14 protein-coding genes are annotated in these 14,797 nt (G+C 43.0%); 11 read left to right on the top strand and 3 right to left on the bottom strand.

The genetic code is table 11. From position 1 onward, the window contains the following. Positions 1-22 precede the first annotated feature (22 nt). The 5 genes from ACTJJD_RS15170 (at position 23) to wrbA (ending at position 4,952) form a co-directional block, all read left to right on the top strand. Positions 23-988, top strand: a complete 966-nt coding sequence (locus tag ACTJJD_RS15170) for an ABC transporter ATP-binding protein (protein WP_440608605.1) — start codon at positions 23-25, stop codon at positions 986-988. Further along, entirely contained in the window at positions 981-2,498 is a 1,518-nt protein-coding gene (locus ACTJJD_RS15165; protein ID WP_440608604.1) for an ABC transporter permease/substrate-binding protein, read from the top strand. Before ACTJJD_RS15170 ends, ACTJJD_RS15165 begins: the two co-directional genes overlap by 8 nt. Positions 2,499-2,689: 191 nt before the next feature. Continuing rightward, positions 2,690-3,661 carry a ring-cleaving dioxygenase gene (locus tag ACTJJD_RS15160; RefSeq protein WP_171465983.1) on the top strand — a complete coding sequence of 324 codons (972 nt, stop codon included), beginning with the start codon at positions 2,690-2,692 and terminating at the stop codon, positions 3,659-3,661. Further along, on the top strand, positions 3,658-4,269 hold the full coding sequence (locus tag ACTJJD_RS15155; RefSeq protein WP_024718443.1) for an alpha/beta hydrolase: 612 nt from the start codon (positions 3,658-3,660) through the stop codon (positions 4,267-4,269). The genes ACTJJD_RS15160 and ACTJJD_RS15155 overlap by 4 nt, the downstream gene beginning before the upstream one ends. 59 nt (positions 4,270-4,328) lie before the next feature. After that, entirely contained in the window at positions 4,329-4,952 is a 624-nt protein-coding gene (gene wrbA / locus ACTJJD_RS15150) for an NAD(P)H:quinone oxidoreductase (RefSeq protein ID WP_045034926.1), read from the top strand. A gap of 48 nt (positions 4,953-5,000) precedes the next feature. On the opposite strand, the gene katX is transcribed toward wrbA, so the two are convergent. Then, positions 5,001-6,500, bottom strand: a complete 1,500-nt coding sequence (gene katX, locus ACTJJD_RS15145) for a catalase KatX (RefSeq protein WP_440608610.1) — start codon at positions 6,498-6,500, stop codon at positions 5,001-5,003. Positions 6,501-6,696: 196 nt separating this feature from the next. On the opposite strand from katX, the gene ACTJJD_RS15140 reads away from it, so the two are divergent. From ACTJJD_RS15140 to ACTJJD_RS15130, 3 genes are all read left to right on the top strand, one after another. After that, the gene (locus ACTJJD_RS15140) at positions 6,697-7,356 is read left to right on the top strand and encodes a hypothetical protein (protein WP_440608603.1); all 660 of its coding nucleotides are present in this window, start codon (positions 6,697-6,699) and stop codon (positions 7,354-7,356) included. Between the two features lie 151 nt (positions 7,357-7,507). Then, a complete protein-coding gene (locus ACTJJD_RS15135) occupies positions 7,508-8,002 on the top strand; it encodes an RNA polymerase sigma factor (protein ID WP_007497431.1) in 495 nt (164 codons plus the stop codon). After that, positions 8,003-8,860 carry a DUF3298 domain-containing protein gene (locus tag ACTJJD_RS15130; protein ID WP_440608602.1) on the top strand — a complete coding sequence of 286 codons (858 nt, stop codon included), beginning with the start codon at positions 8,003-8,005 and terminating at the stop codon, positions 8,858-8,860. A gap of 44 nt (positions 8,861-8,904) precedes the next feature. Here ACTJJD_RS15130 and ACTJJD_RS15125 read toward each other — a convergent pair whose 3' ends face one another. Further along, positions 8,905-9,834 carry a manganese-dependent inorganic pyrophosphatase gene (locus ACTJJD_RS15125; RefSeq protein ID WP_008347534.1) on the bottom strand — a complete coding sequence of 310 codons (930 nt, stop codon included), beginning with the start codon at positions 9,832-9,834 and terminating at the stop codon, positions 8,905-8,907. A gap of 303 nt (positions 9,835-10,137) precedes the next feature. Here ACTJJD_RS15125 and ACTJJD_RS15120 point away from each other — a divergent pair, with 303 nt between their 5' ends. From ACTJJD_RS15120 to rplI, 3 genes are read left to right on the top strand one after another with little or no spacing between them, the layout of a single operon-like run. Then, complete coding sequence (locus ACTJJD_RS15120) at positions 10,138-11,085, top strand: YybS family protein (protein WP_440608601.1); 948 nt, start codon at positions 10,138-10,140, stop codon at positions 11,083-11,085. A 20-nt stretch (positions 11,086-11,105) separates the two neighbouring features. Then, positions 11,106-13,085 (top strand): DHH family phosphoesterase, encoded by a 1,980-nt coding sequence (locus ACTJJD_RS15115; RefSeq protein WP_017359884.1) that lies wholly within the window; start codon positions 11,106-11,108, stop codon positions 13,083-13,085. Then, on the top strand, positions 13,082-13,531 hold the full coding sequence (gene rplI, locus ACTJJD_RS15110) for a 50S ribosomal protein L9 (RefSeq protein ID WP_007497423.1): 450 nt from the start codon (positions 13,082-13,084) through the stop codon (positions 13,529-13,531). The genes ACTJJD_RS15115 and rplI overlap by 4 nt, the downstream gene beginning before the upstream one ends. Positions 13,532-13,571: 40 nt before the next feature. Here rplI and ACTJJD_RS15105 read toward each other — a convergent pair whose 3' ends face one another. Further along, positions 13,572-14,786 carry a CynX/NimT family MFS transporter gene (locus tag ACTJJD_RS15105; protein WP_017368453.1) on the bottom strand — a complete coding sequence of 405 codons (1,215 nt, stop codon included), beginning with the start codon at positions 14,784-14,786 and terminating at the stop codon, positions 13,572-13,574. Positions 14,787-14,797 lie beyond the last annotated feature (11 nt).

Here is a 14,797-nt window from a genome sequence, read left to right as displayed (position 1 = left end):
CTTGCAGTCAGGGCGTGGGAAGATGATTGAATTTAAGAATGTATCGATGCAATTTTCTGATGACCGCTATGCCGTTCAATCTGTTGATTTGGAGATTCAGAAAGGTGAATTTTTTGTATTGATTGGACCTAGTGGAAGCGGGAAAACGACGACTTTGAAAATGATCAATCGTCTCATCTCTTCTACAGAAGGTGAGATTTACATAAAGGGTCGAACCATCAGCGATTATGATATTTATGAGCTGCGCTGGGATATTGGTTATGTGCTTCAGCAAATAGCGTTGTTCCCTCATATGACCATAGAAGAGAATATTGCTGTAGTGCCAGAGCTGAAACAATGGAAGCGGACTGAGACGAATCAGCGTGTTGATGAGTTGATGTTCATGGTGGGGCTTGAGCCTTCTACCTATCGACATCGAAAGCCAGCAGAGCTTTCAGGTGGACAGCAGCAGCGAGTCGGCGTAGCACGGGCACTTGCTGCTGATCCTGAGATTGTCCTAATGGATGAACCTTTTAGTGCGTTAGATCCACTGACGAGAGAGAAATTACAAGATGATCTGCTTGAGTTACAGCGCCGTATTCAAAAGACCATCGTTTTTGTGACACATGATATGCAGGAAGCCATGAAGCTTGGGGATCGGATATGTGTGATGAATGAAGGAAAAGTAGTGCAGGTTGGACGCCCAGAGGAATTGATTCAGCATCCAGTGAATCCATTTGTGCGGGAGTTTGTTTCAGGAGCTGCCCGTCATATAGACCATCAGGCATTTGAGCTGACAACTATTTCTCAGCCCATACCTCAAGATGATCTGTTAGGCGATGAGGCGGTCTCCATCCATGCGACGCTGGAAGAGGTTCTATCTCGACTGGCAGAGCATGAAGAGCTTGTTGTTGAGAAGGATGGGGAACGGATCGGGCTCATCACTCGTCAAGCGGTGATTCAGTATTTAGCCGGTACTTCTGCTGAGAGGGGCGAGACACATGAATGAATGGACCAGTGTGCTATGGGCTCGAAAAGATCAGCTCGGACACGCCTTACTTGAGCATATTCAAATTTCCTTCATTGCGTTATTTCTAGCGATTTTGATTGCCATTCCTTTAGGGATTTATTTAACGAGAGTCCCTAAGATAGCAGAGTGGATCATTGGGGTGACGGCTGTCTTGCAGACAATTCCGTCTTTGGCGCTGCTTGGACTGCTGATTCCTCTCGTTGGGATTGGTCAAGTGCCCGCAATTATCGCTCTTGTCGTCTATGCTCTTCTTCCTATTTTAAGGAACACATATACAGGCATTCGTGAGGTCGATCCGTCGCTGCGGGAAGCGGCGCTCGCTATGGGAATGAATCACCGCAAACGCTTATTAAAAGTAGAACTCCCTCTTGCTATGCCGGTGATCATGGCAGGTATCCGAACGGGGATGGTCCTCATTGTAGGGACAGCCACTCTTGCAGCTCTTATTGGGGCAGGTGGATTAGGGAGTCTGATTCTGCTTGGAATTGATCGAAATGATATGTCGTTGATCATCATTGGTGCTATTCCAGCTGCATTACTTGCGCTCTTATTTGATGTGGTCTTGCGGACACTTGAGAAAATCTCCTTTAAAAAAACCGTGATCTCTGTGACGGTCTTTGCTGTAATAGCAGGAGCAGTTGTCGCTGCCCCATTGCTGTTTCAACAAGAAAAGAAAGAGATCACCATTGGAGGGAAGCTGGGGTCAGAGCCTGAAATTTTGATCTCCATGTATAAGCTTTTAATTGAGCAGGATACAGATATCCAAGTCAATCTTAAGCCTGGTCTTGGTAAGACGTCCTTTGTTTTTCAAGCACTGCGATCTGGTGATATTGACATCTATCCTGAATTTACAGGGACAGCGATTTCTGAATTTCTGAAAGAAACAGCAAAAAGCACGGATAAGGAAAAAGTGTATGAGCAAGCGCGCCAAGGTATGGCGTCATCCTTTCAGCTTCAGCTTCTTCAGCCGATGGCTTATAACAATACATATGCTTTAGCCGTGCCTCAATCACTAGCGGATCAATATGATTTATCAAAGATTTCAGATCTGGGTCAAATCAAGAATCGTATACGTGCTGGCTTTACTTTAGAGTTTTCTGATCGTCAGGATGGATATTTAGGCATTCAAAAAGCTTATCAGTTTTCTTTTGGCGACGTGGTCACGATGGAACCGAAACTTCGATATCGAGCCATTCAAAAAGGGAATATTCAGTTGGTCGATGCGTATTCGACAGACAGTGAATTGAGACAATACAAGTTGAAGGTGCTGGATGACGACAAGCATGTTTTCCCGCCCTATCAAGGAGCGCCCTTGCTAAGACAGGAGACATTAAAAGAGTATCCTGAGATTGAGGCCTCTCTCAACAAGCTCGCTGGTCAAATCACAGATGATGAGATGAGAGAAATGAATTACGAAGTCAATGTGAAGGGGAAAGATGCATTTCAAGTAGCCGAAGCCTATTTAAAAAAGAAAAAATTGCTTCAATAATCAAGGGGAAGCAGGTCTGCTATATATAAAGCGGCCTGCTTTTTGAAAAGAAAAAAACAAAAATCATTGACATCTATTTCAAAAAAGAATATCCTTAATTCGAGATAAATATATTTTTTGGTCATATATCTCGAATTCGAGATAATATAAAAGCGTCAGTCAAGACATAATGAGTAGGGACATGTTACGTCATGAAGAGGAGGTCATTAGAAGTGAAGAAAACAGCAGGAATTCACCATATCACAGCAATTGTTGGTCATCCTCAGGAGAACGTTGATTTTTATGCAAGTGTTTTAGGTCTGCGTCTCGTGAAAAAGACCGTCAATTTTGATGATCCAGGCACATACCATTTATATTTTGGAAATGAAGGAGGTTCTCCAGGTACCATTATTACGTTTTTCCCTTGGCCAGGTGCACAAAAGGGACAAATTGGAGCAGGTCAAGTAGGTGTGACAACATATGTCGTACCGACCGGTGCCTTCTCTTTTTGGAAGGAACGCCTTGAGCAGTTTGACGTTTCTTATGAAATGATTGAACGCTTTGGTGAGGCCTTTCTCTCATTTGAAGATCCGCACGGTTTATTGATAGAACTTGTAGAGCGTGAAGAAGGAAAACAGAATGACTGGACATTTAATGGGGTGACACCAGAAGTAGCAATTAAAGGGTTTGGCGGAGCTGTTTTATTAACTTCACAGCCTGAGCAAACGATGCAACTGCTAGAGCAAACGATGGGACTTGAAAAAGTCGGCACTGAAGGAGATTATGTGAGATTCCGTTCGTTTGGAGAAATCGGCAATGTCATTGATGTGAACAAGACACCTGTTGCACGAGGACGTATGGGTGTGGGTGTTGTACATCATATTGCGTGGAGAGCAACAGATGATCAGGATCAATTGGATTGGCAAAGACATGTTGCGCAAAGCGGATATCAAGTGACGCCTGTGCAAGATCGAAATTATTTCAATGCGATTTATTTTAGAGAGCTTGGCGGCATATTATTTGAGATTGCGACCGATCCTCCAGGGTTTGCACACGATGAATCTGTGGAAACGATGGGTGAAGCGTTGAAACTGCCACCGCAATATGAGGCGCAGCGCAGTCAGATTGAACAAATCGTGCTGCCGATTGAGGTAAGAGAAATCAAAGGGAAAGGAGATTCATGATGAAGCATCTTTTTCAAAAAGGAAAGAATGAACAAAAACCTGTCCTTCTCATGCTGCATGGAACTGGCGGGACAGAGCAAGACTTATTGCCGCTTGCAGAAGTGGTAGATCCTGAAGCATCTGTTCTTAGTGTGAGAGGAAATGTATCAGAAAACGGCATGCCGCGTTTTTTCAGGCGTTTGGCAGAGGGTGTTTTTGATGAGCAAGATTTAATTGAGCGTACAGAGGAATTATATACATTTATCGGGGAAGCAGCAGATAAGTATGGATTTGATCGTCACAATGTGGTAGCCATCGGCTATTCAAACGGGGCGAATATTGCTGGAAGTCTGTTATTCCATTACGGAGATGCGCTGAAAGGAGCGATCCTGCATCATCCAATGGTCCCAAGACGAGGGGTTTCATTACCTTCATTAGCGGGGAAACAAGTCTTTATAGCAGCTGGTGAAAATGACCCAATGTGTCGTCCTGAGGAATCTCAGGAACTGGAGCAACTGCTTCAGGAGGCGGGAGCATCCGTAACGCTTCATTGGGAAAATCGTGGACATCAGCTAACGAGAGAAGAAGTCGATGCTGCGGCATTGTGGTATCGTCGTCAATTTAAATAAGGTGGGGAATACAGGTGGGATTTTTACAGAAGCTATTTGGGCAAACCAAACAAAAGGAGATGGAACAAGTGGAAAACGTAAAACTAGCGATTATTTATTATAGTTCAACAGGTACAAACTATCAGATGGCAAAATGGGCTGAGGCTGGAGCGAAAGAAGCTGGTGCTGAAGTCAAAATTTTAAAGGTTCCTGAATTGGCACCAGAAGCAGTTGTTGCATCAAATCCAGCATGGAAAGCACATTTAGATGAAACAAAAGATGTCCCTGAGGTTCAGTTAAGTGACTTAGAGTGGGCAGATGCCATTATTTTCAGCATGCCGACACGTTTCGGTAACTTACCGGCTCAAATGAAGCAATTCTTAGACACAACAGGCGGTTTATGGTTCCAAGGGAAACTAGCAAACAAAGCAGTGAGTGCGATGACATCTGCACAAAATCCAAATGGCGGACAGGAGCAGACGGTTCTGAGCCTGTATACAACGATGTTCCACTGGGGAGCCATTATTGCTGCTCCTGGATACACGGATGATTCCCTATACGGCGCAGGGGGTAACCCTTACGGTGTGAGTGTGACTGTTGACCAAAATGGAAAGATCCAAGAGGATGCAGAAGCAGCCGCAAAACATCAGGCGAAACGTACAGTAAATGTAGCAGAATGGATCAAAAAAGGTCAAAACGCATAATAGATGTATACAAAAAGAATGCAGCCACTCCGCTGCATTCTTTTTTCATTAATAAGGATCTGAAGGGGTGCTGTTGTTGATCGCATCGTTGACAGCCTGTGCCGCGCCTGTTGATCCAATGGGACCGCTTGGCTCCTCTTGTTTGAAGGCTTTTAAGCCATCGGCCACACGTTTTCCGTAGTCAGGATCAGCTTTTGTGAAGTTTTCGATCATTTGGTCTTGGATGTCTTTTTGACAGGTAGCTAAGGTGTTGACTAAGTTTTTAATCAGTTCCTCACGTTCCCAATCATTGAAGCGGCGATAGGTTTCTCCGGCTTGTCCGAAATTGTTCGGACGGTCAATGGCTTCTCGTTTGACTTCACCCTCTACAAAAGGCTTATGATCCTTTCCATCTTGCTGCGCTTCTTTTAATCCTCCGAGAAGGGACGGTTCATAATTCACATGGGGGTTTTGTCCTTTTCCTTGATCCACATGATATTCCATTTGCCCATCTCGCTGATTGGTGGCAACATGCTTTTTAGGTGCATTGATCGGCAGCTGTAGATAATTTGGCCCGACTCGATATCGCTGCGTATCAGAGTAAGAGAAGGTACGTCCTTGCAGCAATTTATCATCTGAGAAATCTAATCCGTCTACAAGAACCCCCGTCCCAAAGGCAACCTGTTCCACTTCTGCAAAATAATTTTCTGGATTTTTGTTTAGCACCATTCGTCCGATCGGTTTCCATGGATAGTCATTCTTGTACCAGAGCTTTGTCGGATCGAGTGGATCAAAGTCTAGATGGGGGTGGGTGTCATCTTCCATGATTTGCGCGTATACTTCCCATTCAGGATGATCCCCCTGTTCAATGGCTTCATATAAATCCTGTGTGGCATGATTAAAGTTTTCCCCTTGAATGGCCTGGGCTTGTTCTTGTGTCAGGTTGCGAATTCCTTGCTTTGGTTCAAAGTGATATTTGACCAACACTGCTTTTCCTTCATGATTCACCCATTTATAGGCATGGACGCCAGAGCCTTGCATGTGCCGGTATGTGGCAGGAATGCCCCATGGCGAGAAGAGAAATGTCACCATATGTGTTGCTTCAGGTGATTGTGAAACGAAATCAAAAATGCGCTCACCATCCTGACGATTGGTGACAGGGTCAGGCTTAAAGGCATGAACCAAATCAGGGAATTTCAAAGCATCTCGAATAAAGAAAATTTTGAGGTTGTTCCCAACGAGATCCCAGTTGCCGTCTTCTGTATAAAATTTAATCGCAAATCCCCGCGGATCGCGTAAAGTTTCTGGTGAATGTCCGCCGTGAATAACAGAAGAGAATCGAACGAAGACAGGGGTCTTTTTTCCTTTCTCTTGAAATAATTTGGCTCTTGTATAAGTGGAAATGGGTTCGTCACCGAATGTACCGTAGGCTTCAAAGTATCCGTGTGCGCCGGCACCTCGTGCGTGAACGACACGTTCAGGGATGCGTTCACGATCAAAATGACTGATTTTCTCTAGGAAATCGTAGTTTTCAAGCGTAGTCGGTCCTCTATTCCCAACGGTTCTCATGTTTTGATTATCTGTTACCGGGTGACCTTGGCGATTCGTCAAGGTTTCTTCTGACTCTGAAGATGATGTAGGCTGTTGATCTTCTTTCAAGGTAGAATCCCTCCTTCAATATCTCCTTAACAATATGGTCATGTTGTTCCCTATTTCATACAAGGATTGATATAATGAGTGAAAACTTTTATGAGGAGCGGACCTAATGATTCGATTACACTGCCTTCACGCACATCCATCTAATATTTCTTACATTGACGACGCTTTCTATGACACAGGATTTGATCTGCATCACATCGTCGATTCATCATTTATGGAACGAGCCAAACAAGATCCCGCATTTGATCTTGAGCAGCAGCAAACCTATGCGATCAACAGACTCATGCAAGAAGGAGAGGCTGATCTTGTTTTATTAACGTGTACACAATACATTGCGGCTTTGGGGGAGCAGCAGCACCTGTTCAAACAACCAATTGTTCCGATAGATGAGCCGTTATTTGAGCAGATTTGTGAGCGAGAGGGTCCGCTTCAGCTAGTGTTTTCAAACCCAGATACAGTAGAAGGGACGATGAAGCGACTGTCTTCATATGTAAAAGAGCGGGGAAAGCAGTTGAAGGCAGAAGTGGTTGTGCTAGAGGATGTCTTTCATCTTTGCTTGAACGGTGATATACAAGCCTACCATGAGCGAATTATGGAACAGTTAAGGCAATCTGTGAAGCAGCAGTATGGAGATATTTGTGTGATGCAGCTCTCGATGGTTCACGCTGCAAAGCAGGTGGAGCAGGAAACAGGAGTGTCCATCATTCATCCGCTATCACCACTCAAACCATTTGTTTATCAAAAAATAACTACTCTAAAAGAGTGAACCCGCCACAGGTTCGCTCTTTTTGTATAGAAACGTAAATGGGATGACATGTTAAAAAAATAATGGAGCGCAAACTATTTTTAACAGGTGCGCGTCTATCCAATGTAAGAAATAACAGATGCGCATTTAAGATAAAGGAGCTCTTTGTAAAATGAAGAAACGAAAGATTGATGATCAATTTGCGGATTACGTAATGGAGCATAAACACAGTTTTTATCGATTGTCCTATAGCTATGTCAAAAACCCAGAAGATGCGATGGATGTCGTTCAAGAGGCGATTCATAAAGCACTCAAATCTGTTCACCGATTAGAGGATGCGACCAAGATGCATAGCTGGTTTTATAAAATCGTCGTAAACGCTGCCCTCGACTTTTTACGAAAGAAGAAGCGTGTGCAAGTGACAGACGATGATACGCTGGAATTTTTATCACAGGGTGAATCGGATGTCTATGAGGATCAAGATGTCAGACGGGCAATAGAAGATTTGCCGGAGATGTATCGGGTCATCATTATATTAAGATTCTTTGAGGATTTAAAGCTAGAGGACATTGCTCATATTCTTGGAGAAAATGAAAACACCATTAAAACAAGATTATATAAGGCGTTGCGGCTTTTAAAAGTAGAATTATCGCAGGAGGAAATATAAATGGATAAGCATTTGGAACAGTTAAAAGAGGAATATCTAGAAATCCCTATTCCCCCGGAATACGATGCTATGGTTGAACGGACATTAAAACGAAAAAACAAGCAACCTCATTTTCAGAAATGGACGATCGGACTTGTTGCTGCGGCTGCTCTTTTTGTCACCACTGTAAATGTCAGTCCGCAGGCAGCAAGAGCGATTTCAGAAGTACCCGTCATTGGAGAGCTTGTGAAAGTCGTGACGTTCACAGAATTTAAAAAGAGCGATCAGGGAACAAATATTGATCTCAAAACACCACACGTTTCAGGGCTTGGGGACGGAAAATTACAAGACAGCCTGAATCAAAAATATTTAGCTGAAAACAAAAAGCTCTATCAAGATTTTGAAAAGGAAACAAAGGGTTATAAAAATGGTCATTTGAGTGTAGAGAGCGGATATGAAGTAAGAACAAACAATGATCAAATTCTTTCACTAGGTCGATACAAGGTGACGACTCAGGCTTCTGCAGCAGAGGAAATGACATATGATACGGTGGATAAGAAAAACCATGTACTCATTACATTACCAAGTCTGTTTAAAGATGACCGTTATATTGATGTGATTAGTGAAAATATTAAAGAACAAATGAAGAAACAGATGAAAGAGGATTCAAATAAGATTTACTGGATGACGAAGCAAGATACGGTTGATCCGTTTAAGAAGATTCAGCCAGATCAAAGTTTCTATATCAATTCAAAAGGCAAACTGGTGATTTCCTTCAACGAATATGATGTGGCGCCTGGTTACATGGGTGTAGTTGAATTCACGATTCCAACAAGCGTGCTAAAGGATATTCTTGTCAGCGATATGTACCTTCATTAAAAGAAGAAAAAAGACTGCTGAAGATGTCAGCAGTCTTTTTATGTTTATGAAGAAAGTGCGTCTGTTAGTGCAGGCACGACTTGTTTCTTTCTTGATACAACACCTTTTAGTAAAGCAGTGTTGTTTTCAAGTGTGACATTGAATGCTTTTTCTACTTTTGCTGCTTCAGCACCAAGTGCAAGCGCAAGAGAGTCATTTTCTAGAATGTCTGTGATCACTAAAACAAATAGATCAAGACCTTTCGCTGCGATGACTTCATTGATTTTTGCTTCGATGTCAGCTTGTCTTGCTGTTACTTCAGCGATATCAACTGTATTAACTTGTGCAATTTCGACTTTGCTGTTACCTAGTGCAAATTCTTTTGCATCCAGTGTGATTAATTCTTGAACTGTTTTTTGGCTTAGGTCAGCTCCTGCTTTCAGCATATCTAAACCATATACTTCAGGGTCTACTCCTGCGATTTTTGCCAGCTCATGCGCAGCATCAACATCCTGCTGTGTGCATGTTGGGGATTTGAATAGCAAGGAATCAGAAATGATCGCAGACAAAAGCAAACCAGCGATTTCTTTTTCAATTGTGACTTGGTGCTCTTTGTACATTTTGTTTAAGATCGTTGCTGTGCAGCCAACTGGCTCAGCACGATAGTAAAGAGGTTCACTTGTTTCAAAGTTGGCAATACGGTGATGGTCAATGACCTCTGTCACTTGTACTTGATCAATATCGCTTACACTTTGTTGGAATTCGTTATGATCGACAAGAATGACTTGTTTTGTTTCGTTTGCAGCCGTTTCAATGAAACGAGGTGCTTCTTGTTTAAAGAAATCTAATGCGTATTGTGTTTCTCCATTGATTTCTCCAAGTCTGACAGCTTCTGCTTGAACGCCAATTTTGTTTTTCAGATCAGCGTAAGCGATAGCAGAGCAAATCGTGTCTGTGTCAGGGTTTTTGTGTCCGAATACGAGTGTTTTTCCCATGTGAATTCTCCTTCTTACTTTTATTGATGATGTTTCTATTCTAACAGCTTTTGACCTTGAATTCAGGGTTTATAGCTAAGAATAATCTAAAAAATTGTAACATGCTGTCTGAAAAGTTGCATGTACAAGACGATCTAAGTTGTTCCACGTGAAACGTTCTTGGAATAGCCTGCATTTTACTTGCGATTTACGGCTATGGTAAAATAAAGGTTGGGTCAAGATATGACGGAGCGTACATCGTACGTATACATAGAAGTACACATTGAGCAAGATATAGAAAAATGATTGGATTGAGGTGAAGGTGTGAAACAAACAAAAGCGTTAGTAGAAGGCGCTATCATGATCAGTATTTTTGCGGTGATGACGCTGTTTTATTTGTATGTGCCACTTTTAGCCATTATTTTCTTCATGGCTGCTCCGATTCCGATCATTCTCTATACAATCAGGCATGGCTTGAAAAAAGGAATTGCGGCTGGCGCTATTGGCATAGTGATCAGCTTTTTAATTGGGTCTATTAATGGGCTGTTAAGTGCGCCAATGCTGATTGCTGTTGGAGTAGGTATGGGTGTTTTCTACAGCAGGAGGCATCCAGGTCAGGCTATTATTACGGGTGCGCTGATCTACTTATTCAGTTTTCTCATTTACTTTGTTGTCAGTGTCCAGCTGTTTCAAGTAGATATACTGGGTGTCGCAAAGGAATCAATTGACCAAATCATGCCGATGGTAGAGAGTACCTTAAAACAATCTGGCGCTTCTGATCAGGAGATAGCAAAACAACTCAAGCAGTTTAGAGAGATGCAGGATACGGCATTAAATTCTTTACCTGTAGCGCTTTTGATTTTTGTCACGCTGATGTCTTTCGTCAATCATTGGTTTGTGCGGCCGTTGATCAAACGGTTTGTTCCAGACATGCCAGCTCTTAAGAAATTTAAGGATATGCGGCTGCCAAAAAGCATGGTATGGTATTATTTACTCACACTGCTTTTGATGCTGATTCAGCCGGAGAAAGGCAGCTTTTTATCGCTCGTGCAAACGAGTGCTTTTCAAATTTTATTTATACTGGTGCTTATTCAGGGCTTTTCTTTTATCTTCTATTATTGCCACGAAAAAAACATCTCAAAAGTGGTACCCATTTTTGCCGTCGTATTGACGATTCTCTTTCCGCCAATCGGTGTGATTGTGCGTATTATAGGGATTGCTGACATAGGCTTTGATTTAAGAGAAAAAGTAAAAACAAATAATTCACTCTGAATGTTGAGGAGTTGATATCAGTGCCAAGCTTCTATCGAAAACCTGTCATCAAGTATCCGATCTTCGCGTTAATTGTTCTTGCGGTGATCACAGTCCTCCTCAACCTTTATTTTAATTGGATCATAGGAGCGGTTGGTCTTTTAGTCCTTGCGGGTGTGCTCTACTTTTTAAAGTGGGCAGATACGCAGGTACAAAAAGAGATTGATTCATATATTTCAACATTATCCTATCGAGTCAAAAAGGTTGGAGAAGAAGCATTAATGGAGATGCCAATTGGTATTATGCTGTTTAATGACCAGTATTATATCGAATGGACCAATCCATTTCTCGCTTCGTGCTTCCATGAAAGCACACTTGTCGGCAGATCCTTGTATGATACATTTGAATCCATTGTGCCTCTTATTAAACAAGAGGTTGAGACAGAAAATGTGACGCTGAATGACCGGAAATTCAAAGTCATTATTAAACGGTCAGAGCGCCTTTTATATTTCTTTGATGTCACGGAACAAGTGCAGATTGAAAGACAGTATGAAAATGAACGAACGGTGTTATCTTATATCTTTTTAGACAATTATGATGATGTCACGCAGGGTCTTGATGATCAGGTGCGCAGCGCGATTAATAGTGAAGTCACATCGCTGTTAAACAATTGGGCACAAGAATACGGCATTTTCTTAAAAAGAATTTCATCTGAACGATTTATGGCGGTATTAAACGAGAGCATCTTAGCAGAGCTTGAAGCATCGAAGTTTTCCATTTTAGACGAGGTTCGTGAGAAAACAGGGGCACATAGCGCCACACTTACCCTTAGTATTGGAATCGGTGCGTCTGTTCCTTCTTTAAAAGAACTTGGCGCACTTGCGCAGTCGAGTCTTGACCTTGCCCTCGGACGAGGCGGGGATCAGGTAGCGATTAAACAGCCGAATGGGAAAGTGAAATTCTACGGTGGGAAAACCAATCCAATGGAAAAACGGACACGAGTACGCGCACGGGTCATTTCACATGCTTTAAAAGAAATTGTATCTGAAAGCGGTAATGTCATGATCATGGGGCATAAGTTCCCCGACATGGATTCTATCGGTGCCTCGATCGGGATTTTAAAGGTTGCTCAGGCGAATGGAAAAGAAGGTTACATCGTCATTGATGCCAACCAGATTGGGGACAGCGTTCAACGCTTAATTAGTGAAATTAAGAATTATGAAGAACTTTGGTCCCGTTTTATCACGCCTGAGGAAGCGATGGAGCTTGCAAAGGATGACACATTGCTTGTGGTCGTAGATACACATAAACCGTCGCTTGTGATGGAAGAACGACTGCTAAATAAGATCGAAAACGTCGTTGTCATTGACCACCATAGACGTGGTGAGGAATTTATCCGTGATCCTTTACTTGTCTATATGGAGCCGTATGCTTCATCTACAGCAGAACTTGTGACAGAGCTGTTAGAGTATCAGCCGAAGAAATTGCGGATTAACATGATTGAAGCCACAGCACTTCTTGCTGGGATCATCGTGGATACGAAGAGTTTCTCCCTCAGAACGGGGTCAAGAACGTTCGATGCAGCATCCTACCTTCGTGCAAAAGGGGCAGATCCTGTCCTTGTGCAAAAGTTTTTGAAAGAGACAGTCGATCATTACATCAAACGGGCAAAGCTCATTCAGCATACAGAGCTGTATCAAAATCAGGTAGCGATTGCTTCCTTGCCGTCTGACAGATCTGAGTATTATGATCAAATTACGATCGCACAGACGGCTGATTCTCTCTTGTCGATGAGTGAGGTTGAAGCATCATTTGCTGTCGCAAGGCGAGATGACGATACGGTTTGTATTAGTGCAAGATCGTTAGGGGATATCAACGTTCAAATTATTATGGAAGCATTAGATGGTGGCGGTCATTTAACTAACGCTGCGACCCAGATTTATGGTATAACCATTGAAGAAGCGGTAGAGAAGTTAAAAGCTGCCATAGACGAATATTTCGAAGGAGGGGTTCAAAGATGAAAGTCATCTTTCTAAAAGACGTAAAAGGCAAAGGGAAAAAAGGCGAAGTCAAAAATGTAGCTGACGGATACGCTCACAACTTTCTCATCAAACAAGGGTTAGCTGTTGAAGCAACTCCAACGAACCTAAGTGCATTGGAAGGGCAGAAAAACAAAGAGAAAAAGAATGCCATCCAAGAGCTTGAGCAAGCGAAACAATTAAAAGAAACACTTGAGGCGCTGACAGTGGAACTCACTGCTAAATCAGGTGAAGGCGGTCGTCTATTTGGATCGATCACAAGCAAACAGATCGCTGATAAATTGCAAAAAGAACATCAAATCAAACTCGATAAGCGTAAAATCGAGTTGAATGATGCCATCCGTGCGTTAGGATACACAAATGTACCGGTGAAGCTTCACCCAGAAGTACAAGCAACATTAAAGGTGCACGTCACAGAACAAGCATAAACAGAAAAGAACCCGTCTCCTCGTGAGACGGGTTCTTTGTTTATGATGGATCTGAAATATAGACGCTTCGTCCAGCACGCATACCGGATATAAACATGAAAAATAGGACGATGATAAAAATGATAATGGCTGGCGTCCATGTATGTGTCACATCAAAAAGGATACCGATCATGAATGGACCAACAGCGGCTAATAAATAACCGAGTGACTGCGCCATTCCAGAGAGGGCAGCTGCTTGTTCCATATTGGTTGTTCTTAATCCGATAAATGTGAGGGCAAGACTGATACTGGCCCCTTGTCCGACGCCGATGAATAGCACAGAGATGACAAGAATAGGCGTCGACCCTCCGAGAAGGAGTCCAATCATGCCGAGTAAATACACAAGGACAAGGCCGACGACAAGCGGTCTTTGCGTTTTTAATTTTTCTGCAAAGACGGGCGTTAAGAAGGTGGATGGCAGACCAGTGAACTGCATAATAGAGAGCATCCATCCCGCTGTCGCCAGGTTCATGCCATGTGATGTCAAAATATCAGGAAACCATGCGATACTGCTGTAGAAAAGGAATGATTGCAAGCCCATAAAAAAGGTCACCTGCCATGCGACACGTGAACGCCATATTGGCTGCTCTTTGAGCGAAATGCTTTTGACAGCAGCTGTGTTCTGATGAAGAAGCTGCGGCGCCCACACCATCATCGCAAGAAGGGCAAGTCCGGCCCAGACAAGGAATGATGTATTCCAGCCCCCAGGCATCGCATGACTGAGCGGAACGCTGACACCAGATGCAAGTGCAGCAAAAACGGACATCGATGTCGTATACACGCTTGTCATTAATCCAGCATGTGCAGGGAATTTATGTTTCACAAGTCCAGGTAAAAGCACATTACAAATCGCAATCCCGACGCCAACTAGCGCCGTTCCCATCATTAAAAAGGTGATGCTGCCAAATGAACGAATGACAATCCCAAAGAGCAGGACAGCAAGCCCAAGCCAAAGTGTTCGTTCATTCCCAAGACGTTTTCCGATTTTAGGTGCAATGGGAGATAGCAATGCGAATGAGAGCAGTGGTAATGTCGTGAGGAAACCAGCAAGTCCATTTGATAGCTGTAAATCAGAACGAATGGCACCGATCACAGGACCAACAGACGTAATGGCTGGCCTCAGGTTAAAGGCAATGAGTAAAATCCCAGCAATCAGCAAAATGGTTTGCCCTGTACTGCGAGGATGAAATGTTGATTTTTCTAGTTGTTGTTCCATGAATGTAAACT

The sequence above is a fragment of the Bacillus sp. 22446 genome (assembly GCF_052044955.1).
Taxonomy (GTDB): domain Bacteria; phylum Bacillota; class Bacilli; order Bacillales; family Bacillaceae; genus Bacillus; species Bacillus altitudinis.
The sequence above is the reverse complement of the archived record's forward strand: the minus strand, read 5'-3'. Positions and strand labels throughout refer to the sequence as shown.

What these genes read in the sequence shown, in the direction of transcription:
- ACTJJD_RS15160 (WP_171465983.1), top strand. Translation starts at nt 2,690, where the DNA reads ATGAAGAGGAGGTCATTAGAAGTGAAGAAAACAGCAGGAATTCACCAT.
- wrbA (WP_045034926.1), top strand. Translation starts at nt 4,329, where the DNA reads ATGGAACAAGTGGAAAACGTAAAACTAGCGATTATTTATTATAGTTCA.
- ACTJJD_RS15170 (WP_440608605.1), top strand. Translation starts at nt 23, where the DNA reads ATGATTGAATTTAAGAATGTATCGATGCAATTTTCTGATGACCGCTAT.
- ACTJJD_RS15125 (WP_008347534.1), bottom strand. Translation starts at nt 9,834, where the DNA reads ATGGGAAAAACACTCGTATTCGGACACAAAAACCCTGACACAGACACG.
- ACTJJD_RS15135 (WP_007497431.1), top strand. Translation starts at nt 7,508, where the DNA reads ATGAAGAAACGAAAGATTGATGATCAATTTGCGGATTACGTAATGGAG.
- ACTJJD_RS15155 (WP_024718443.1), top strand. Translation starts at nt 3,658, where the DNA reads ATGATGAAGCATCTTTTTCAAAAAGGAAAGAATGAACAAAAACCTGTC.
- ACTJJD_RS15165 (WP_440608604.1), top strand. Translation starts at nt 981, where the DNA reads ATGAATGAATGGACCAGTGTGCTATGGGCTCGAAAAGATCAGCTCGGA.
- katX (WP_440608610.1), bottom strand. Translation starts at nt 6,500, where the DNA reads ATGAGAACCGTTGGGAATAGAGGACCGACTACGCTTGAAAACTACGAT.
- rplI (WP_007497423.1), top strand. Translation starts at nt 13,082, where the DNA reads ATGAAAGTCATCTTTCTAAAAGACGTAAAAGGCAAAGGGAAAAAAGGC.
- ACTJJD_RS15140 (WP_440608603.1), top strand. Translation starts at nt 6,697, where the DNA reads ATGATTCGATTACACTGCCTTCACGCACATCCATCTAATATTTCTTAC.
- ACTJJD_RS15105 (WP_017368453.1), bottom strand. Translation starts at nt 14,786, where the DNA reads ATGGAACAACAACTAGAAAAATCAACATTTCATCCTCGCAGTACAGGG.
- ACTJJD_RS15130 (WP_440608602.1), top strand. Translation starts at nt 8,003, where the DNA reads ATGGATAAGCATTTGGAACAGTTAAAAGAGGAATATCTAGAAATCCCT.